Genomic DNA, 21,035 nt, shown 5'->3' on the forward strand with positions numbered 1-21,035 from the left:
ACGTCAAAGCAGCAAGGTATTAACCAACTGCCCTTCCTCCCAACTTAAAGTGCTTTACAATCCGAAGACCTTCTTCACACACGCGGCATGGCTGGATCAGGCTTTCGCCCATTGTCCAATATTCCCCACTGCTGCCTCCCGTAGGAGTCTGGACCGTGTCTCAGTTCCAGTGTGACTGATCATCCTCTCAGACCAGTTACGGATCGTCGCCTTGGTGAGCCATTACCTCACCAACTAGCTAATCCGACCTAGGCTCATCTGATAGCGCAAGGCCCGAAGGTCCCCTGCTTTCTCCCGTAGGACGTATGCGGTATTAGCGTTCCTTTCGAAACGTTGTCCCCCACTACCAGGCAGATTCCTAGGCATTACTCACCCGTCCGCCGCTGAATCGAAGAGCAAGCTCTTCTCATCCGCTCGACTTGCATGTGTTAGGCCTGCCGCCAGCGTTCAATCTGAGCCATGATCAAACTCTTCAGTTCAATACTGCTTGGGTTTTTAAGAAACCCTAAACTTGGCTCAGCAATCTCAAATGACTACTATGATTTCTCATGTGGCCACTTGTGATGCTGATAATCTTGGCGACTATCAAACCATACTCACAAGCACCCACACGAATTGCTTGATTCAATTTGTTAAAGAGCGGTTGGTTAAGAGCTTTTCGCCTCAACCGAGGCGCGCATTCTACGCTTTCCTCAGAGCCTGTCAAGCGTTTATTTTGAAGTTTTTTGCGAGAATCTCGTTCAACTTCAAACACTTGGCTCGCTGCGATCTCTCGTAGCGGGAGGCGAATTCTACAGCGTTACAACCTGCTGTCAACTGCCTTTTTCCCACCGTGAATCTCAACGTTTACGGCCATCTCGCTGCGACTGCATCGCTGCGAGGAGGCGAATAATACGCCGTTTGAATTGAGAGTCAACACCTTGATCTAAAAAAACTTTCGGGCACTTACAGGGGCCTGCTGGGCAACTAAACAGCACGGCTGTGGATCTGTAGAGAACCCCCCAGCGGAGCACAGCGGCCATGAGCGATGCGCAAAGCGACAAGACCCCAGGCCTGTCGGCGGATGAAGAGCAGGCAATCAGCCACAACCAGCCGCCTCGGGCGGCGGTACTGCACGAGATCATCCGCACCCAGGGCGACCAGGAGCTCGAGCGCACCCTCGCCGCCCTCTGGTGGTCAGCCCTGGCCGCCGGGCTGAGCATGGGCCTGTCGCTGATGGCGATGGGCTTGTTCTATGCCCGCCTGCCTGAAGGCGACAGCGCTCAGGTGATCGCCAGCCTGGGCTACAGCGCGGGGTTTCTCGCGGTGATCCTGGCCCGCCAGCAGCTATTTACCGAAAACACCCTCACCGCCGTCCTGCCCCTGATGACCACACCCACCCTGGCCAACCTTGGCCGGCTGCTGCGCCTGTGGACGGTGGTGCTGGCCGGCAACCTGGCCGGCACACTATTAGTGTCGTGGGTCATGCTCGAGCTGCCGATCTTCGACAGCAAGGCCGATGTGGCGTTTCTCGAGATCGGCCGCAAGGTCATGACCAATGACATCAGCCAGATGTTCGCCAAGGGCATCGTCTCCGGCTGGATGATCGCCACCATGGTGTGGATGATCCCGGCCATGGAGAACGCCAAGATCTGGATCATCCTGATGATCACCTACCTGATGGCCCTCGGCGACTTCACCCATATCGTCGTCGGTTCGGTAGAGGTGGCCTACCTGGTCTGGGCCGGGGATGAGACCTGGACGGCCTTCTGGTTGCAGTTCGCCCTGCCGACGCTGGCCGGCAACATCGTCGGCGGCAGCTTCATCTTTGCCCTGATCAGCCACGCCCAGGTGCGCAGTGACAGTGGCAAGCCGCCTTCGCAGCTATTAAAGGAAGACCACAAGCGCGCCACTCGCCGGCAGGAGCCGAGGCTCTGAGCTAGCGCGACGCCACCGAGCGCTGCGCCGCCCTGCCCTGCTGGCGCACGGGCCGCGGTTGCCACCAGTTCTGCCCGGCGTGCGGCGAGTCGAGGCTGATGCGTTCGCCCATCTGTGGCGTGCAGAGTTTTACCTGGGCCGCCGTGGCCAGCGCCAGGATCCGTTCGAACGGCTCTTGCCAGTCATGGGTGGACAGGTCGAAGGTGCCATTGTGAATCGGCAGCATCCACCGCCCGCGCAGGTCAAGGTGCGCCTGCAGGCTCTGCTCGGGCTGCATGTGCACGTTCGGCCAGGCCAGGTTATAGGCACCGGTTTCGATCAGCGTCAGGTCGAAGGGTCCATAACGCTCGCCGATCTCGCGAAAACCATCGAAGTAGCCGGTGTCGCCACTGAAGAACAGCCGCAACTGGTCATCGATGATCACCCAGGAGGCCCACAGGGTCTTGTTGCTGTCGAACAGCCCACGCCCGGAAAAATGCTGCGCCGGGGTGGCGACGAAGCGCACGCCCTCGACTTCGGTTTCCTGCCACCAGTCGAGCTGGCGCACTTTACTGGCAGGCACGCCCCACTCTATCAGGCGGTCACCTACCCCCAACGGCGCGAGGAACTGGCTGGTGCGCCCTGCCAGCTGGAGGATGGCCTGCTCGTCGAGGTGGTCGAAATGGTCGTGGGAAATGATCACCGCCGCCAACGCTGGCACTTCATTTAGCGCCAGGGGCGGCGCATGGAAGCGCAGCGGCCCGGCCCATTGCACCGGCGAGGCGCGCTCGGCGAACACCGGGTCGGTAATAAAGAAGCGCCCACGCAACTTGAGCAGTACCGTCGAGTGGCCCAGTCGCCAAAGGCTACGGTCTGGCGCGTCGAGGACCTGCTGGCGGGTCATCGGTTGCAGGCTGATCGGTGCCGCCGGGCGAGTCTGCGGTGGCTTGCGCAAGAACAGGTACTTGAGGCCGATGCGCAACTTCTTCATCACCCCGTCCTGGGGCAACGACGCCAGATTGTGGAATCGCCCATCCTGGTAATGCGCCGGTTCGGCGGCAGGGGAGGCCGTAGGCAACATGAGCAGGAGCACTCCAAACAGGAACAAGGCCTTCATGTTACCCCACAGTGATCGGATCAACCGTGAATTGGCTTGCAAGGTCATTTTTCAGTGCATGGACACTGTTGAACAATATTCATGTGATTTATGCGATAAACGGCGCCCCACGGAAGAACCACGAACATGATCGACAACCGAAGCGGCAAGGGACTCTCATTTGTCAGGCGCATCTACCTGCCGAGAATCATCGGCATGGGCATTGGCCTGTTCAGTGTCATGGCCGCCCTCGCCCCCTTGCAGCCGCCGACCTGGGTCTGGCTGCTACTGGTCTGCAACGGCCTCGCCTGGCCGCATCTTGCTTACCACTGGGCCTTGCGCTGCGCCACGCCGTACCACGCCGAGCAGCGCAACCTGCTGATCGACTCGCTGATGGGCGGCTTCTGGACTGCGGCCATCCATTTCAATCCGCTGCCCAGCGTCACCCTCCTGTCGATGATGACCCTCAACAATGTCGCGGCCGGCGGCAAGCGGCTGCTTGTGCGCGGGCTGCTGGCCCAACTGGCCGGCATGCTACTGGCCAGCCTGGTGCTCGGCACGGGCCTGCAACTGCAGGCCTCGCCACTGCAAGTGTATGCCTGCCTGCCGATGCTCACCCTGTACCCGCTGGCGCTGGGCTGGGTCTGCTATCGGCTGGCGATCAAGCTGGCCGAGCACAAACGTCAGCTTAGCGCACTGAGCCGTACCGACAGCCTGAGCGGCTTGCTCAACCACGGCGCGTGGAAGGACCTGCTGCTGCTCAAGTTCCAGATCTGCCGCCAGCAGCAGCTGCCAGCGGTGATCGCCTTGATCGACATCGACCACTTCAAGGCCATCAACGACACCTTCGGCCATGTGGTGGGCGACAGCGTGCTGCGCCACCTGAGCCAGGAACTGCAGCGCAACCTTGGGCAGGACGACCAGGCCGGGCGCTATGGCGGTGACGAGTTCTGCGTGATCTTCCCCGGCCAGGGCCAGGGCCAGGCGTGCCAGGCCATGGAAAACCTGCGTGAGCGGGTCAGCGCCTACCGCAACCCGCAGTTACCGGCCCTGCGCATCAGCCTGAGCATCGGCCTGTCGGCGTTCGACAAGGGCCTGAAGTCGCCCGAACACTGGCTCGACCAGGCCGACAAGGCCTTGTACGCGGCCAAGCACCAAGGCCGTGACCAGGTGAATTTTACCCGCGGCGGGGCCGCACCGCTCAGGCTGGCCTATCCTGACTGAACCTTCCCTCAAGCCTTTGGCGGGAGGGATGCTGTTCTCAAGGAGTTGCCTCGCGCATGGACAGGACCGCCGCCCTTACGCCCGCACGCCCCGCTCCACGCTTGCAAGTCCGCCGACTGATCGTCGGTTTCTCGGTACTGTTCGTGCTCGCCGCCCTGGTGACCCTGGGCGCTCTGCTGAATATCGCCAGCACCCTGGACAGCCAGGAGCAGGACCGCAGTACCTTCCACGCCACCCAGGCGTTGCAGCAGCGCGTGTTGGCCTCGCGCCAGTTCCTCTCCAGTTATGCCGTATGGGACGCCGCCTTCCAGCACCTGGCCGGCGAGGTCGACTGGCACTGGGCCTACGAAGAGAAGAACGTCGGCGAATCGCTGTACAGCGCCAGCGGTTATGAAGGGGTGTTCGTGGTCGACGACCAGCGCACCGCCTACGCGCTGTTCAAGGGCAAGCCGACCGAATCACCGGCCAGCGCCTACCTCGACACCCCGCTGGCACCGATCATCGCCCAGGCCCGCCAGGTGGCACCGGCTCGCGAGCAGATCACCCAGTTCGTGCTGCTCAACGGTTGGCCGGCGGTGCTCAGCGCGGCGGCCATTCGCCCGGACAAAGACGTGCTTGAGAGCGAGGTGGCCGCAGCCCCGGTGATGCTCTTCGTCGACCAACTGACCGAAGCCAAGCTGGCCCAGCTCGGGCAGGGCGCAGGGCTGGCCGAGATGCGTGTAGAGAAGGTGGCTGGCAACACGCCTGCCCCCTCATCGATTGCCCTCGGCACCACCGGCTACCGGCTGGCCTGGAACAGCCCGCAGCCTGGCCAGCAGTTGCGCTGGGCGGTGCTGCCACCGTTGTTCGCTGCCCTGCTGGTGCTGGGCCTGGTGATGCTCTACCTGTTCCGTAACGCCCTGCGCAGTTCGCTCGCCATCGACCAAAGCCTGCAGCGCCTTGAGCACAGCAACCAGGCCCTGGAGGCCAGCGAGCAGCGCTTTCGTGCGGTGGCCGAGGCGGCCTCCGACTGGATCTGGGAAACCGACCGCAATCAGCGCCTGACGTACCTGTCGCAACGCTTTGCCAGGGTCACCGGCTACCGTGTCGAGGACTGGCTGGGCCAGCCGCTCAACCAACTGCTGGCCTGCGACACCACGCCCCTGTCGCCGTGGCTGGACGCACAGACCGACGCCGACCCGCAGCAACTGGCCAACCTGCGCTGCGCCTACCGCGACCACAGCGGGGAGAACCGCTACTGCCGGATTTCTGCCCGGGCGATCGTCTACAACGGCAAGCTCGGGGGCTTTCGCGGCACCGCCAGCGACATCACCGACGAAGTCGATGCCCACGCCAGGATCCAGCACCTGTCGATGCATGACGCGCTGACCGGCCTGGCCAACCGCAACAAGCTCTCACGCCACCTCGAGCACGCCCTGCTGCGAGGCAGCGAGTCGCCACCGTTGACCCTGCTGCTGCTCGACCTGGACAACTTCAAGCCGATCAACGACTCGCTCGGCCACGCCGCCGGCGACGCGGTGCTGCAGGAAGTCGCCGCACGCCTGCGCGACGCCACCCGCGACGGCGACCTGGTGGCGCGCCTGGGCGGTGACGAGTTCGTGCTGGTGCTCAACGGCATGGACAACCGCGTCGAGATCGATCGGCTCTGCGCGCGCCTGATCGAACTGTTGCAGCGCACGATCGACTTCGACCAGCAGCCGTTGCAGGTCGGGGTCAGCATCGGCGTCGCCCAGACCCGCACCCAAGGCTTCGATGCCGGTGAGCTGATCCGCTGCGCCGACATCGCCCTGTACCAGGCCAAGGCCGATGGCAAGAACACCTGGCGTTACTTTGCGCTGGAGATGAGCCAGCAGATCCAGTACCGCCGCCAGCTGGAAAACGACCTGCGCCAGGCACTCAAGCAGAACCAGTTCGTCCTTCACTACCAGCCGCGCTACCGCCTGGACGACCTGCAGATCGTTTCGGTCGAGGCGCTGGTGCGCTGGCAGCACCCGCAGGAAGGCCTACTCGGGCCGGACGTGTTCATTGCCCTGGCCGAGCAGAGCGACCTGATCGCCACCCTCGGTCGCTGGGTATTGCGCGAGGCCTGCCAGGCTGCACGTGACTGGCCACAGGCGCTGCTGGTGTCGGTCAACCTGTCGCCGGCGCAGTTCGCCCGCAGCGACGTGGTCGCCGATGTGCGCGACATCTTGCTGGAGACCGGCTTCCCGGCCCAGCGGCTGGAGCTGGAGATCACCGAGAACGTCATGCTCAACGACATCGAGGGCGCGCTGGGCACCATGCTCGCGCTCAAGGAGCTGGGCGTGCGGCTGAACATGGATGACTTCGGCACCGGCTATTCATCGCTGGGCTACCTGCGCACCTACCCGTTCGACAGCATCAAGATCGACAAGCGTTTCATTGCCGGGCTGAACAGCCAGAGTGGCAATGATCGGGCGGTGGTCCAGGCGATCATCAACCTGGGCAAGGCGATGGGGCTGACGGTGACGGCCGAGGGGGTGGAGAACGAACAGCAACTGCAGGCACTGGGCAAGGAGCGCTGCCATGAGGTGCAGGGGTTCTACCTGAGCCGGCCGGTCGACAAGGCGAGTTTCGAGGCGTTGTTGCGCCAGCCGCATGATCAGCGGCATGGGGCGTCGTAGCGCCCCGCATGCCGCTGCCATGCCCAGGATCAGATCAGTACGGTTTACGCTCGGCAACGATCTCCGGCAGGTCGCTGCGCTGCAGGTAGATGCGCAGCGGCTCGGCGATGTTCAGCCGGTCATCGACATGCTGCTCGAGCAGCAACGCCAGGCGTTGGCGACACAGCGCCATGCGCTGGCCGGTTTCGGCGCGCCAGACGAACTCGCTGCAGGGGGTGATGCTGTCATCGGCCACGTCCATGCCGAACGCGTCCTCTGAAAAACGCACGATGTGGGTGCCGCGCTTGCCGTGAAAACCGACGAAACCGTTGAGTTGGTCAGCTGCCGAGCAGATGTCCTGGGATGTGATGGCCATGGCGTACCTCGCAAAAGTAGGGAAGTCACGCACGCAGGGCCTGCGGTCGCCTCTGACGGGCCACGCGCGGGTGTCAGCCTAGCGCACCTGAACGCTGGCCGTCATCCCCGCACTCAGGCTCAACCCCTCTGGGATCTGCTGCAGACGTATCCGCACCGGGATCCGCTGCGCCAGGCGGACCCAGTTGAACGTCGGCTCGACCTCGGGCAGCAGCTGGCTGTCCGGATTGCTGTTGCTGTCGGTGATCCCCCGGCTGATGCTCTCGACTTCCCCCGGCAGCGCATCACCGGCGCCCATCAGCCAGACCTTGACCGGGTCGCCGACACGGATCCGCGGCAGCTTGGTTTCTTCGAAGTAGGCCTGGATATAGAAGGTCGAATCGTCCACCAGGGCCATCACCGACTGCCCGGTCGTGACGTAGTTGCCTTGCGCCAGGCGCAGGTTGGTGATGTGACCACTGCGTGGTGCGCGCACTTCGCTGCGCGCCAGGTTGAGCTTGGCGACCTGCAACTGGGCCTCGGCCTCGTGCAGTTCGCCGCGGGCAATGGCGGCGTTGATCTGGGCATTCTCGCGCAACTCGGCACTGATCGCCTCCGGGCCGAGCGCGGTGCGCCGGGCCGCCTCGCGCTCGCGCAGGCGCACCTGCTGGGAGCGGGTTTCGGCCACCGCAGCGGCCTGCTCGAGCGCCGCCTGGAAGCGTTCGCGGTCGATGCTCATCAACAGGTCGCCGGCCTTGACCTGCTGGTTGTCGTGGACCTTGAGCTCACGCACCCAGCCGGACACGTCCGGGGCGATCACCACCACGTCGGCGCGCACCCGGGCGTCGCGGGTCCACGGGGTGAGCATGTAGTACTGCCACAGCTGAACGCCGGCGAACACGGCGATCACCACCACGCACAAGGTGACCAGGGGACGGACAACGGCACGCATCGACTTACTCCTTACAAAGGCCCTGATAGACGCACTACCAGGAACAGGACACAAACGAACAGCGCCACATCGAACAACGCTTCATGCCAGATCCAGCGCCCCAGCGGCGTGGCCTGCACCACCAGGCGCAACAGGCCGGTCAGCAGCAGCGCGATCAGCACGTAGATCAGCATCGGGCTGAGCAATACGCCGCCCAGCGCCCATTCACGCAAGCCCATGGACGTCCTCCTGCCAGCGGCACCACTTGCGCCAGCTTTTCTGCAATTGCAGCACTGCGCCTTCGGCCAGCCGTAGCGGGTCGCTCGGCGGCTGGCGGCGCAGGGCCTCGATGAATACCTGGCTGGGCGCATCCAGGCGCTGCCCGCGGCCCGCGGCCGGCCCTTTGGCCAGCACTGTTTCGACGTGCTGCAAGTAGTCCCGTTCGGCGTTGGCCAAGGGCGCCTGGGCGATCGCAAGACACATGCGCAGGTGCACCAGCTCATCACCGATATCCAGGCCGTGCAGGCCATCGTCCCAGCGCTGGCGCTCGGCTTCTGGCAGTTCACTGGCATGCCGCGCCAGCTGCATCAGGCGGTCGGCCATGCGCCCGCCAAACCAGCTGTCGGCGCCCCGCAGGTCGCGCCGGGTCAGGCGTACCAGGTCGCGTTGGGTGGCCGCGCGCAGGCGACGGCCGAGCCAGGTCGGGTGGCGAATCACCACGAGACGGAACGCCAGCACCGCCGCGCCGACACCGATCAGCATGGCCTGGGCGCTGTTGAGCATGCTCGCCACGCTGAAACTCATGCTGTTGAGCGGCGACACCAGGACGATGAAATGCAGGCAAAAGGAAGTGGCGGTCGCGCCAGTGCGCGGATGGGCCATGCCCAACGCGCCAAACAACAACGGCACGCCCATGCCCAGGCAGAGCATGGCAAAGCTGCTCCACTGCGGCAGGAGGATCTGCCCGACGATAAACGCCGCGGGGATCGCCAGAAGAATCCCGCGCAAGAAACTCAAGCCGATCTGCGCGCCGTTCTCGCGGCTGGCGAACAGGCTGCAGACCACGCAGGTCAGCACCAGGCCGCCTGGCGCCGAGGGCCAGGCGGTGGCCAGCCAGAAGCAGCTCATCACCAGAAAGGCCAGGGCACTGCGCGAGCCGAACAGCAGCGCCACGGGCAGGTCACGGTGCACCGCCAGGCCGGGCGCGCCGTCTTTCACCGCCCTGCCCTGCTCGACAGCCTGCAGGGCCTGGGTCGCAGCCATGGCGTAATCGAGCAACAAGGCCAGGCGTGCCAGGCAGTAATGCTCGGCCGAACTGAGCCGCTCGCCCTGGGCGGCGTCCCACACCTGTTGGCGCAACAGCAGCAGGCTGGCCAGGTCGGGCGCAGCCAACTGCGCGCGGACGCGCTCCAGCCACGGCGCCAGGTGCTCGGCCTCGCGCGCGTCGAGCTGGCGCCATTGCCGGCGCACGGAACGGGAAATGCGCAACAGCACCATGAGTTTCTGGGTCAGCCCACGAATAGCCTTGGCCCGCTGCCGGCCACTGCTGCCCTCGAACCAGGCATGTTCGCGCTGGGCGTCGATCGCGACGAGGCGCCCGAGTATTTCCAGCAAGCCCTGACGCGCGCCTTCCTCGCCGCCGAGCATGGCGCTGGACGCCTGCAGGCCATTGCGCCAGGCCTGGCGCGCCTGGCCGGCGAGCTGCTGCTCGACGCGCAACGGCCAGAGCAAGGCGCTGCTGGCGGTGGCACAGACGATCCCCAGGCAGATCTCGGTGCAACGGGCCACGGCTTGGTCGAAGATCTGCAGCGGATGGTCGACCGCGGGCAAGGCGATGATCGCCACGGTGTAGCCGGCCAGCACGAAGGCATACGCCCAGGCGCTGCGCAGTAGCGTCGACGCGGCGGTGCACAGCGTCAGCCACAGGGCCAGGCTGAGGAGGAACAACCACGGGGTCTGGGCGAACAGGCCGATGAACAGCACCGACATGCAGGTGCCGACCAGGGTGCCGGCCACCCGGGCGAGGCCCTTCTGCACCACCATGCCGGACAGCGGCTGGGCAACGATAAAGGCCGTCATCAGCGCCCAGGAAGGCTGCTCCAGGCCCCAGCGCATGGCCAGCCACAACGCCAGGCCGCCGCCCAACAGGGTCTTGATGGCGAACTTGAGGGCGAGGCTGCTGGGTGCGAACAGGGCCTGGAAGGTGATGGGCACGAAGCGGACCTTGCGGGGAGGATGAGTAGAACGATAGACAATGACGGAAAGGATAAAGCGGAAACAAATAATTAGCTAGCTAAGCATCAATAGGACTTTGCAAGCCTGAGTCGCCTGGACCGGCCTCTTCGCGGGTGAACCCGCTCCCACCGGGACCGCGCAAGGGCTTTGCAGCAGCACTGTCCCTGTGGGAGCGGGTTCACCCGCGAAGAGGCCGGCACAGGTCAGCACAAAAATCGCAGACAAAAAAATGGGCGACCGAAGTCGCCCTAAATGCCTTGCGTGCTCGTGAACCGGAAAGGCTCAGCGCTGCTTGCGCTTGTGCGAGTCCTTCCAGATGAAAATGCCCAGACCGGCGAAGAACACGATCATCAACCCGACCGTTACCACACCTGCGATAACCACATTGTCGAAGAACATGTCGGTGCTCCCGTAGTCGTTTGCCGTTGTCCGATGGGATGCAAGGTAGCGAATCTACGGGGCGAGGATATTGACCAGGGTCAATGGTGCCCGGGACCGGGCACGCGAGGCGGTTGCAGGGCTGACCTGCGTCAAGGTTCAGCGCTTCTTGGGCTTGCCCTTGGACTTCTTCTTTTTGCCGGCGGTCAACGGCATGGCCTGCTCGAAGGCCTGGCGCACTTCGTTGAGGCGCTTGTCCTTGAGGTCATGAATACGTTTGGCGCGCTCGGCACCGAAGTCGATCAGGTTGTCTTCACTCATGGGCGGGCCCGACTGTCAGCAGAGACTTGCATGATGCAGGCAGGCGCCCGCATTGGCCAGTCAGACTTCGATATCGACCAGCAAACCCTGGCGCTGGCGCTCACCCAGCGGCGCCACCGGCACGGTGTTGTCGGCATTCAGCTCTTCACCGGCGAGCGCTTCATAGCGCTCGTCCTGGTCATGGTGCCGGCGTTGCTGCTGGCGCCGTTGCTCGTCACGCAACAGCAGGGCCTGCTCGTTGGGGTCGCGCTGCTGCTTGAGGTCGATCGAGCTGTCGCCAGAGGAGGCCTGCGCGGGCACCACCGGGGGGATGTCCGGGGTTGGCTTGACCGGGTCACGTTGCGAGGTCACGGGGGCGGCACTGAGGGGGATGATCGGCGGCAGCATGGGAGTTCTCCTGTAGCTACTGTATCGGCCAGCCCTCAGCGGTCTTGAGCGCGCTGCTCAGGCATTAGTCCGGCGTTTCGTCAGGGCCGTCGTCCTGTGGCGGGGTGGCTTCGCTCCAGGGTCGCTTGTAGACCTGCTGCCAGACCGCATCGAGGTGATCGCGCAGCACCTGGGCGGCATTTTTCAACGAGGCGCTGTCTTGCCGCTCGCCGCCGATCGGCTCTTCGCCGGCCGGGGTGATCAGCGACTGACCGGTGATGCTGTAGACCTGCTGGCCTTCACGCAGTTCGATGGAAATGTCGTGCGGGTCGATGCCGCCACCGCAGAACGCATGGCTGGCCACGGTCAGTTCGGCCACCCCGTCTTTATTGAGGTCGCTGACGTCACTGACATCGCTGAAGAAGTCCACGTCCAGGTCCAGGCCCGGGCAGGTGGTCTCCTGTTCGATCTGCCAGCGCGGCTTGAAGGCATCGGCGCTGGCGTTACGCCCGTACAAGGTGGCCTTGAGCACCACCTTGTCGACTTCCTGCTCGCTCTCGGCATCGGTGGCCTGGCCATCGACGCGGCTGAGGACCAGCAGCCCCTCGCCGTCACGGTCGCGAAAGTGCACGCTCTTGATCGGCGTCTGCACGCCCAGCACTTCCAGCTGCTCGACCGGGATCGGCGGCAGCGTCTCGAAGTTCTTCTGATCGCAGGCGGCCAGCAGCAGCAGGCTGCCCAGGCCGAGGGAGGCGTTCAACCAGCAGTGCTTGGCAAGCATTCGGCTCGGTGTCCTCATCGGTTGGCGGTGTTCGTCGATGAAACGGCTAGACTCTTTATTCTTTGGTCTGCCCGGTCTATCCGTTAACATAGCCGGCTTTTCATCGGCGGGAGTTCAGGCAGTATGGCGCAGCAGTATCAACCGGGGCAACGCTGGATCAGCGACAGCGAAGCCGAGCTCGGCCTGGGTACCATCCTGGCGCAGGATGGCCGCCTGCTGACCGTGCTTTATCCGGCCACTGGCGACACCCGTCAGTATTCCCTGCGCAATGCGCCGCTGACCCGCGTGCGCTTCTCCCCAGGCGACCAGATCACTCACTTCGAGGGCTGGAAGCTGACCGTGCGCGAGGTCGACGACGTCGACGGGCTGATGGTCTACCACGGGCTCGATGCGCAAAACCAGCCGCGCACCCTGCCGGAGACGCAGCTGTCCAACTTCATCCAGTTCCGCCTGGCCAGTGATCGCCTGTTCGCCGGGCAGATCGACCAGCTGGCGTGGTTCTCGTTGCGCTACAACACCCTGCAGCACAACAGCAAGCAGATGCTGTCTTCGCTGTGGGGCCTGGGTGGCTGCCGCGCGCAGCCGATCGCCCACCAGCTGCACATCGCCCGTGAAGTCGCCGACCGGATGGCCCCGCGGGTCCTGCTGGCCGACGAAGTGGGCCTGGGCAAGACCATCGAAGCCGGCCTGGTGATCCATCGCCAGCTGCTCACCGGGCGCGCCAACCGCGTGCTGATCCTGGTCCCGGAAAACCTCCAGCACCAGTGGCTGGTGGAGATGCGCCGGCGCTTCAACCTCGAAGTGGCGCTGTTCGACGCTGAGCGCTTCATTGAAAGCGATGCCAGCAACCCGTTCGAAGATGCCCAGCTGGCGCTGGTCGCGCTGGAATGGCTGGTCGACGACGAAAAAGCCCAGGACGCGCTGTTCGCCGCGGGCTGGGACCTGCTGGTGGTCGACGAAGCCCACCACCTGGTGTGGCACGAAGAGCAGGTCAGCCCGGAGTACGGCCTGGTCGAGCAACTGGCCGAGGTCATCCCTGGCGTGCTGCTGCTCACCGCAACCCCGGAGCAACTGGGCCAGGACAGCCACTTCGCGCGTCTGCGCCTGCTCGACCCGCACCGTTTCCATGACCTGGCGGCGTTCCGCGCCGAGAGCGAAAACTATCGCCCGGTGGCTGAAGCCGTCCAGGAGCTGCTCGAACAAGGCCGTCTGTCGCCCAAGGCCCACGCCACCATCCAGGGTTTCCTGGGTGCCGAAGGCGAGGCGCTGCTGACCGCGGTCAGCGACGGTGACAGCGAGGCCAGCGCGCGCCTGATCCGTGAGCTGCTCGACCGCCACGGTACCGGCCGCGTGCTGTTCCGCAACACCCGCGCCGCGGTGCAGGGCTTCCCGGAGCGTCACCTGCACCCGTACCCGCTGGCCAACCCCGAGCAGTACGCCGAGCTGCCGAGCGGCGAGCGCGCCGAGTTGTACCCGGAAGTGGCCTTCCAGGCTCAGGGCGCGGGCGACGAAGAAGAGCGCTGGTGGCGCTTCGACCCGCGCGTCGACTGGCTGATCGACACCTTGAAGATGCTCAAGCGCACCAAGGTCCTGGTGATCTGCGCCCATGCCGAGACCGCGATGGACCTGGAAGACGCCCTGCGCGTGCGCTCCGGCATCCCCACCACGGTGTTCCACGAGGGCATGAGCATCCTCGAGCGCGACCGCGCCGCCGCTTACTTTGCCGACGAAGAGTTCGGCGCCCAGGTGCTGATCTGCTCGGAAATCGGCAGCGAAGGCCGTAACTTCCAGTTCGCCCACCACCTGGTGATGTTCGACCTGCCGGCCCACCCCGACTTGCTCGAACAGCGTATCGGCCGTCTTGACCGGATCGGCCAGAAGCACACCATCGAGCTGCACATCCCGTACCTGCAGGACAGCCCGCAAGAGCGCCTGTTCCAGTGGTACCACCTGGGCCTGAACGCCTTCCTCGCCACCTGCCCGACCGGCAGCGCGCTGCAGCACCAGTTCGGCCCGCGCCTGTTGCCACTGCTCGAAAGCGGTGAAGCCGGTGCCTGGGATGCGCTGGTCGCCGAGGCCAAGACCGCGCGGGAAAACCTCGAAGCCGAACTGCACAGCGGCCGCGACCGCCTGCTCGAGCTCAACTCCGGCGGTGCCGGCGAAGGCCAGGCGCTGGTCGAGGCGATTCTCGAGCAGGATGACCAGTTCGCCCTGCCTATCTACATGGAAACCCTGTTCGACGCGTTTGGCATCGACAGCGAAGACCATTCGGAAAACGCCCTGATCCTCAAGCCGAGCGAGAAGATGCTCGACGCCAGCTTCCCGCTGGGTGACGACGAAGGCGTGACCATCACCTACGACCGTGCCCAGGCGCTGTCGCGTGAAGACATGCAGTTCCTGACCTGGGAGCACCCAATGGTCCAGGGCGGCATGGACCTGGTGCTGTCCGGCTCGATGGGCAACACGGCGGTGGCGCTGATCAAGAACAAGGCACTCAAGCCGGGCACGGTGCTGCTCGAGCTGCTGTACGTCAGCGAGGTGGTGGCACCGCGCAGCCTGCAGCTGGGCCGTTACCTGCCCTCCGCGGCGCTGCGTTGCCTGCTCGATGCCAACGGCAACGACCTGGGCCCGCGGGTCGCCTTCGAGACCCTCAACGAGCAGCTCGAAAGCGTGCCGCGAGCCAGTGCCAACAAGTTCATCCAGGCCCAGCGTGATGTCTTGGCGCAGCGTATCAGCGGCGCTGACGCGAAGATCGAGCCGGTGCACGTCGAGCGCGTGGCGGATGCCCAGCGGCGTCTGGCTGCCGAGGCGGATGAAGAGCTGGCGCGCTTGACGGCGTTGCAGGCGGTCAACCCGAGTGTGCGTGACAGCGAGATCGAGGCGGTGCGCAAGCAGCGTGAGCAAGGTCTGGCGATGCTGGAGAAGGCTGCGTTGCGGCTGGAGGCGATTCGCGTACTGGTCGCCGGTTGATTGTGTCGTTGAAGAAAAGGCCGCTTTAGCGGCCTTTTTTTTGGCTGGGGTTGGTCATTCAGTTTTTGGCTTATCCGTTCGATGTGGTGCAGCTCATGGCCCCTTCCGCCCTTACGGCGGGTCACTTTTTTCTTGGAAAAAAGTAACCAAAAACCGCCGGCTCCCACATACGGCCCTCCGCTGCGCTGCGGGTTCCCTCACTCCGGTCTTGCTCCCGCGTGGACCGGGCTGTAGGGGCCTTCCTGGCCCCCAGCCCTTGCCGGCCTTCCTGGCCGTCACCCCGCTCCGCAAGACCTCCGTTCGGCCTCCTGAAGTCGCGGTAGATCAAGATCACACGCCAGATCAAGATCAAGGGCCAGATCAAGGGCCAGGGCAACGGCTGGCGAATCGCTGCGCTCTCGCGGGTTTGTGAGGGCGGTACAGCGCGGCAGCGCCAGAATTTGCATTGACCTTCCGGCCATCGCGGGCAAGCCCGCTCCTACAGGTCGGCGCGGTCCTTGTAGGAGCGGGCTTGCCCGCGATGAGGCCCGAATAGCCACCACCATTGCCACAAGAAGAAAAGTGACCCGCCGTTGGGCGGCAGGGGCCAGTAGCCGCATCACACAAACGAACCAGGCCACTGAGACCCACTTAGACCCTCCCGCTATTACCCTCATATCCAAATCGTAGAAACCAAAATGCCATTAATCCTGAAGGCATAAGCACCTCTTCCTATACTGCTTGCTGAACAGCCCCCTCGGGGGACAAGTGCAGGCTCGAAGAAGAGGCACTCCATGGACTGGCTGGGACTGCAATTGTTCGCCGCGTTACCCACGTCGGGCCAGATCCTGCTCGACTGCCAACACGAGCCGTTTCTGGTGAGCCTGGCCTATGTCGTGGTCTGCGCGGCCAGCTTCGCCACCCTCGACATGGCCGAACGCCAAAGCCACAGTGAAAACCCCAGCGCCCGCCGCCAATGGCGCGTGCTCGGCGCCTGCTGCCTGTCTGGCGGCATCTGGGCCATGCACTTCATCAGCATGCTGGCCTTCCGCGCCCCACTGGAAATTCACTACGACGTCGCCCTGACAGGCTTGTCGCTGCTGCTCGCGCTGTTCGCCGCCTGGCTCGCCATGAACAGCCTCGACCGCCGCGACATGCGCCCGCGCCACTATCTCCAGGCCGCCACTTGCATTGGCCTGGGCATCACCCTGATGCATTACGTCGGCATGGCTGCGCTGCAGACCAGCGCCCAGCAGTACTACCAGACCAGCCTGCTGCTGGCCTCGCTGGGCATCGCCATCGCCGCCAGCCTGGTGGCACTGCTGATGGCGCGGTACTTTCGCAACGGCAGCGGCACCCTGCACCTGGTCATGAAATACGGCGCCAGCCTGTTGATGGCCGCCGGCATCGTCGGCACCCACTTCACCGGCATGGCCGCCATGACCCTGGTGATTCCCCAGGGTGCCTCGCTGAGCCTGCCCACCAGCGACAACAGCCTGCAACTGGGCCTGACCATCGCCTGCATTACGCTGCTGATCAGCGCCAGCAGCATCAGCGCGGCACTCGCCGACAAGAAGCTGCAGAGCAAGGAACACGACCTGCGCCGGGTCAGCGTGCTGCTCAGCCAGCTCGACCAGGCGCGGGTGTCACTGCAACAAGCCGCGCATTACGATGCCCTGACCAACCTGATCAACCGTCGCGGTTTCAATCAGGTGTTCGCCGAGCGCCTCGCCGATCACGCCGCCAACGAAAGCATGCTGGCGGTGATGTTTCTCGACATCGACCACTTCAAGCGCATCAATGACAGCCTCGGGCATGCCGCCGGTGACGACCTGCTCAAGGTCATCGCCGACCATATCAAGGCCGCCACCCGCAGCCAGGACCTGGTCGCGCGCTTTGGCGGCGACGAGTTCTGCATCGTCACCAGCCTCAACAACCGCGATGAAGCCCGGCACCTGGCCCTGCGCATCATGCAACGCATGAAAGACCCGATCGACCTCGGCGGCCGGCGCATGGTCATGACCACCAGCATCGGCATCAGCATCTATCCCGATGACGGACGCAACACCGAAGAACTGCTGAAAAACGCCGACCTGGCGCTGTATCAGTCCAAGGGCTGCGGACGCAACAACCTCAACTTCTTCAACACTGGCCTGCGCACCCGCGCCACCCTGGAACTGCAACTGGAAGAAGAACTGCGCGTCGCCCTGCTCGAAGAGCGCGGCCTGTGCGTGCACTACCAGCCGATTTTCGACCTGCACACCGGCCAGGTGGCCAAGCTCGAGGCACTGGTGCGCTGGCAGCACCCGCAGCATGGCCTGCTCGGCCCGGATCGCTTCATCGGCATCGCCGAAGCCAATGGCCTGATCGCCGACCTCGACCTCTGGGTGCTGCGCCGCGCCTGCGAAGACCTGGCCCAGCTCAACCGCCATGGCTATGCCAACCTCAAGGTCACGGTCAATTGCTCGGCGCTCACCCTGGGCCGCGAAGAGCTGCCGGCGGATGTCGAGATGGCCCTGCTGCTGGCGGGTTTGGCGCCCTGGCAACTGGAGCTGGAGGTCACCGAGAACGCCCTGATGGGCGATATCCACCGGGTCATCAACCTGCTCAAACGGATCCGCGGCCAGGGCGTGGCCCTGTCGATCGACGACTTCGGTACCGGCTACTCGTCACTGGCGTATCTCAAGCGCCTGCCACTGGACGTGCTGAAGATCGACCGCTCGTTCATCCAGGACGTACCGGCCAGCCAGAAAGACCGCGAGATCGTCCAGGCGATCATCATGATGGCGCATACCCTGCACCTGCAGGTGGTGACCGAGGGCGTCGAGACCGTCGAGCAGCACGAGTTTCTCGCCGCCCACGGTTGCGACTACCTGCAGGGTTACCTGCTCAGCCGCCCGGTGCCACTGGCGGACCTGCGCCCGGTACTGGAACGCCTCGATCGCCAGGACAGCGACTTCATTGCTTGTGCCGATACAGCTGTACCAGGGTCGCCGGATCTTTTTGCAGATAGCCCTGGCTACCGTGCAGGCGCATCAATTGCGCGGCGAGGCCACTGAGCGGCGTCGCCGAGCCCTGCTCGCGGGAAAACTTGACTGCCGTGTCGAGGTCCTTGAGCAAGGTGCGCACGTGCCACTTGATGGGCTCGAAGCGGCTCTCGGCCATCTGCGGGGCCAGTATCTGCAGCGGCTTGGAATCGGCGAAACCGCCCGCCAGTGCCTCGGCGATCAGGCCTGCCTCGACCCCCGACTGCTCGGCCAGGGCCACCACTTCGGCGATGACCAAGGCGTTGCAGGCGACGATCATCTGATTGCAGGCCTTGGTCACCTGCCCCGCGCCCACCCCGCCCATGTGCGTGACCCGCTGGCCCAGGTTCATCAGTACCGGACGCGCGCGGGCCAGGTCGTCGGCCTCACCGCCGACCATGATCGCCAGGGTGCCCGCTTCCGCGCCCGGCGTGCCGCCCGACACCGGTGCATCCAGCCAGGCCATGCCACAGCGGGCTTCCAGCTCAGCGGCCATCTCGCGGGTAGCGGTCGGCTCCAGGCTGGACAGGTCGATCAGCAATTGGCCGCTGCGCCCGCCGTGGGCAATGCCCTGCTCGGCAAACACCACCTCGCGCACCACGGCCGTATCGGCCAGGCACAGCAGCAGCATGTCGGCCTCGCGGCACAGCTCGGCCGGGCTGCTGGCCAGGCGCGCGCCCGCCTCGACCAGCTCGGTGCATTTTTCCGGGCTGCGGTTCCACACTGTCAGCGGGTAACCCGCCGCCAGCAGCCGCCGACACATCGGCAAACCCATCAGGCCGATTCCGGCGAATCCCAACGCAGGCAGTGCAGTGCTCATGAACGACTCCAGAGTGAAAAGCCTCAGGAGGCGGCGTGAAGACGGCCGCCCCATTACGCATTACGTAAACTGTTACCGCTGTGACGAAAACCCGGAACGATGTTACCAACTTCCACCTTACGTGCACGTCAACACGCACCAACATGACGCCGCTGCGTATTTTCGCGCACCAAAAAAGCGCAGCGTTATCCGGCTTTCTTTTCCTGCATGACCACAAACGGCGAAACCACCACCGCCCAGATCTCTGGCTCGCGGGTCTGCAGGTCTAGTGCCTGTTCCGCCGACAGTGAGCCGACAGCGCCATCACTGCGCCATTTAGCGAAGATTTCACTGCGATTCTCGGCCATCGCCGCAGCCACCGTAATCAGGTCCAGATCGGGGTCGACCCAAATCAGGTCACCCTTCGCCCAGAAACGCTCCAACGCCTTCCACTCGATGATTGCTGTCTCGCCGAGCAATTTGGCATAGAGGGTGCTTGTTTGATCAGTCATGGGTTCCTACCGGCAAAAATCGGCCAATTAAAAAAGCCGGTATTTTTGCAGAAAAACCCGGTTTCAAATACGTAATTTGGTCGATAGGTCCCGAAGATGTGGGGTGGGACCGGGGATGCAGGCATTTTAATGGCGCTTTTCTGTATCTTTATGTCGACCACGCGACACCCCGCGAAACAGGCGCTTTTTGCCCGCTTTTCAAGCGCTCCGACAGCGCTCTACACTGTACCGGTACAGTTCCGGGACATGTTCCGGGGGAAGGTGGGCTTGCGTATGGCATGGCCATGCCGCAAATCCCGCCCGGTCTGTAGCCCTGGCCGCCAGGACTATAAGAATTACAACAGAATGAGTGGAGCACTAATGATCAAGATTTCCAAGCTGTTCGCCGCAATGGTACTGGCCGGGGTTGCCAGCCATTCGTTTGCCGCCGATACCATCAAGATCGGCATTGCCGGTCCGAAGACGGGTCCTGTGACCCAGTACGGCGACATGCAGTTCATCGGCGCCAAACAGGCCATCAAGGACATCAACGCCAAGGGCGGTGTCGATGGCAAAATGCTTGAGGCCAAGGAATACGACGACGCGTGCGACCCTAAACAGGCCGTGGCAGTCGCCAACAAAGTGGTCAACGACGGCGTCAAGTACGTCATCGGCCACCTGTGCTCCAGCTCTACCCAGCCTGCGTCCGACATCTACGAAGACGAAGGCGTGATCATGATCACCCCCGCCGCCACCAGCCCGGAAATCACCGCGCGTGGCTACAAACTGGTGTTCCGCACCATCGGCCTGGACAGCGCCCAGGGCCCGGCCGCCGGCAACTACATCGCCGACCACGTCAAACCGAAGATCGTTGCCGTCCTGCACGACAAGCAGCAGTACGGTGAAGGCATCGCCACCGCCGTCAAGCAGACGCTGGAAGGCAAAGGCACCAAGGTCGCCGTGTTCGAAGGCCTGAACGCCGGTGACAAGGACTTCTCCTCGATCATCCAGAAGCTCAAGCAGAACAACGTCGACTTCGTCTACTACGGCGGCTACCACCCAGAGCTGGGCCTGATCCTGCGCCAAGCCCAGGAAAAAGGCCTGAAAGCCAAGTTCATGGGCCCGGAAGGCGTCGGCAACGACTCCATCTCGCAGATCGCCCAGGGCGCTTCCGAAGGCCTGCTGGTCACCCTGCCGAAGTCCTTCGACCAGGACCCTGCGAACAAGGCCATCGCCGACGCCATCAAGGCTGACGGCAAGGACCCGAGCGGCCCGTTCGTGTTCCCGGCCTACTCGGCGGTGCAGCTGATTGCCGAAGGCATCAAGGCGGCGAAGTCCGAAGACACCGACAAGGTGGCCGAGGCCATCCACGCCGGCACCTTCAAGACCCCGACCGGCGACCTGTCGTACGACGCCAAGGGCGACCTGAAAGACTTCAAGTTCGTGGTCTACGAATGGCATTTCGGCAAGCCGAAGACCGAAGTCTCCCCTCAGTAACTGCGTGACTAATAGCTGACCGTAGAAGCCCACTGTGCGAGCAGTGGGCTTTGTTTTACGAGGTTCATGG

17 protein-coding genes and 1 rRNA gene are annotated in these 21,035 nt (G+C 64.0%); 6 read left to right on the forward strand and 12 right to left on the reverse strand.

Translation table 11 applies throughout. The annotated features are described in order from the left end of the window. Nucleotides 1-479 (reverse strand): 16S ribosomal RNA (locus CCOS865_RS07435); the annotation flags it as partial. A gap of 541 nt (nt 480-1,020) precedes the next feature. On the opposite strand from CCOS865_RS07435, the gene CCOS865_RS07445 reads away from it, so the two are divergent. Further along, a complete protein-coding gene (locus CCOS865_RS07445) occupies nt 1,021-1,917 on the forward strand; it encodes a formate/nitrite transporter family protein (protein WP_119139397.1) in 897 nt (298 codons plus the stop codon). Nucleotide 1,918: 1 nt separating this feature from the next. Here CCOS865_RS07445 and CCOS865_RS07450 read toward each other — a convergent pair whose 3' ends face one another. Further along, complete coding sequence (locus CCOS865_RS07450) at nt 1,919-3,013, reverse strand: MBL fold metallo-hydrolase (RefSeq protein WP_119139399.1); 1,095 nt, start codon at nt 3,011-3,013, stop codon at nt 1,919-1,921. A gap of 126 nt (nt 3,014-3,139) precedes the next feature. Between CCOS865_RS07450 and CCOS865_RS07455 the strand changes: the two genes are divergently transcribed. Together CCOS865_RS07455 and CCOS865_RS07460 are read left to right on the forward strand one after the other, a co-directional pair. Continuing rightward, a complete protein-coding gene (locus CCOS865_RS07455) occupies nt 3,140-4,216 on the forward strand; it encodes a diguanylate cyclase (protein WP_119139401.1) in 1,077 nt (358 codons plus the stop codon). A 56-nt stretch (nt 4,217-4,272) separates the two neighbouring features. Continuing rightward, the gene (locus tag CCOS865_RS07460; protein ID WP_119139403.1) at nt 4,273-6,858 is read left to right on the forward strand and encodes a bifunctional diguanylate cyclase/phosphodiesterase; all 2,586 of its coding nucleotides are present in this window, start codon (nt 4,273-4,275) and stop codon (nt 6,856-6,858) included. Between the two features lie 34 nt (nt 6,859-6,892). Here CCOS865_RS07460 and CCOS865_RS07465 read toward each other — a convergent pair whose 3' ends face one another. From CCOS865_RS07465 to CCOS865_RS07490, 8 genes are all read right to left on the reverse strand, one after another. Next, nucleotides 6,893-7,213, reverse strand: a complete 321-nt coding sequence (locus CCOS865_RS07465; protein ID WP_119139405.1) for a DUF2025 family protein — start codon at nt 7,211-7,213, stop codon at nt 6,893-6,895. 78 nt (nt 7,214-7,291) lie between these two features. After that, nucleotides 7,292-8,143, reverse strand: a complete 852-nt coding sequence (locus tag CCOS865_RS07470) for an efflux RND transporter periplasmic adaptor subunit (RefSeq protein WP_119139407.1) — start codon at nt 8,141-8,143, stop codon at nt 7,292-7,294. 11 nt (nt 8,144-8,154) lie between these two features. Further along, the gene (locus tag CCOS865_RS07475; protein WP_119139409.1) at nt 8,155-8,361 is read right to left on the reverse strand and encodes a DUF1656 domain-containing protein; all 207 of its coding nucleotides are present in this window, start codon (nt 8,359-8,361) and stop codon (nt 8,155-8,157) included. Continuing rightward, complete coding sequence (locus CCOS865_RS07480) at nt 8,348-10,336, reverse strand: FUSC family protein (protein WP_119139411.1); 1,989 nt, start codon at nt 10,334-10,336, stop codon at nt 8,348-8,350. Before CCOS865_RS07480 ends, CCOS865_RS07475 begins: the two co-directional genes overlap by 14 nt. A gap of 303 nt (nt 10,337-10,639) precedes the next feature. Next, entirely contained in the window at nt 10,640-10,756 is a 117-nt protein-coding gene (gene ccoM / locus CCOS865_RS28535; protein WP_279630115.1) for a cytochrome c oxidase subunit CcoM, read from the reverse strand. A gap of 138 nt (nt 10,757-10,894) precedes the next feature. Further along, nucleotides 10,895-11,056, reverse strand: coding sequence for a hypothetical protein (locus CCOS865_RS28155; RefSeq protein ID WP_167469026.1), 162 nt, complete (start codon nt 11,054-11,056; stop codon nt 10,895-10,897). A gap of 60 nt (nt 11,057-11,116) precedes the next feature. Then, nucleotides 11,117-11,443, reverse strand: coding sequence for an aspartate-semialdehyde dehydrogenase (locus CCOS865_RS07485; protein WP_119139413.1), 327 nt, complete (start codon nt 11,441-11,443; stop codon nt 11,117-11,119). A gap of 64 nt (nt 11,444-11,507) precedes the next feature. Further along, on the reverse strand, nt 11,508-12,203 hold the full coding sequence (locus CCOS865_RS07490; protein WP_119139415.1) for a M949_RS01915 family surface polysaccharide biosynthesis protein: 696 nt from the start codon (nt 12,201-12,203) through the stop codon (nt 11,508-11,510). 123 nt (nt 12,204-12,326) lie between these two features. Here CCOS865_RS07490 and rapA point away from each other — a divergent pair, with 123 nt between their 5' ends. Both rapA and CCOS865_RS07505 read left to right on the forward strand, forming a co-directional pair. Beyond that, nucleotides 12,327-15,173: an RNA polymerase-associated protein RapA gene (gene rapA, locus CCOS865_RS07495; protein WP_119139417.1), complete on the forward strand. Its 2,847-nt coding sequence runs from the start codon at nt 12,327-12,329 to the stop codon at nt 15,171-15,173. 773 nt (nt 15,174-15,946) lie between these two features. After that, the gene (locus CCOS865_RS07505) at nt 15,947-18,211 is read left to right on the forward strand and encodes a putative bifunctional diguanylate cyclase/phosphodiesterase (protein WP_119139421.1); all 2,265 of its coding nucleotides are present in this window, start codon (nt 15,947-15,949) and stop codon (nt 18,209-18,211) included. Here the strand turns inward: CCOS865_RS07505 and CCOS865_RS07510 are convergent. Both CCOS865_RS07510 and CCOS865_RS07515 read right to left on the reverse strand, forming a co-directional pair. Further along, entirely contained in the window at nt 18,111-18,998 is an 888-nt protein-coding gene (locus tag CCOS865_RS07510; protein ID WP_119139423.1) for an NAD(P)-dependent oxidoreductase, read from the reverse strand. The two genes, CCOS865_RS07505 and CCOS865_RS07510, sit on opposite strands and share 101 nt — an antisense overlap. 185 nt (nt 18,999-19,183) lie before the next feature. Continuing rightward, on the reverse strand, nt 19,184-19,489 hold the full coding sequence (locus tag CCOS865_RS07515) for a DUF2288 domain-containing protein (RefSeq protein ID WP_119139426.1): 306 nt from the start codon (nt 19,487-19,489) through the stop codon (nt 19,184-19,186). A gap of 360 nt (nt 19,490-19,849) precedes the next feature. On the opposite strand from CCOS865_RS07515, the gene CCOS865_RS07520 reads away from it, so the two are divergent. Continuing rightward, nucleotides 19,850-20,965 (forward strand): branched-chain amino acid ABC transporter substrate-binding protein, encoded by a 1,116-nt coding sequence (locus CCOS865_RS07520; protein ID WP_119139428.1) that lies wholly within the window; start codon nt 19,850-19,852, stop codon nt 20,963-20,965. Nucleotides 20,966-21,035 lie beyond the last annotated feature (70 nt).

The sequence above is a fragment of the Pseudomonas reidholzensis genome (genome assembly GCF_900536025.1).
In the GTDB taxonomy this organism is placed as follows: Bacteria; Pseudomonadota; Gammaproteobacteria; order Pseudomonadales; family Pseudomonadaceae; genus Aquipseudomonas; species Aquipseudomonas reidholzensis.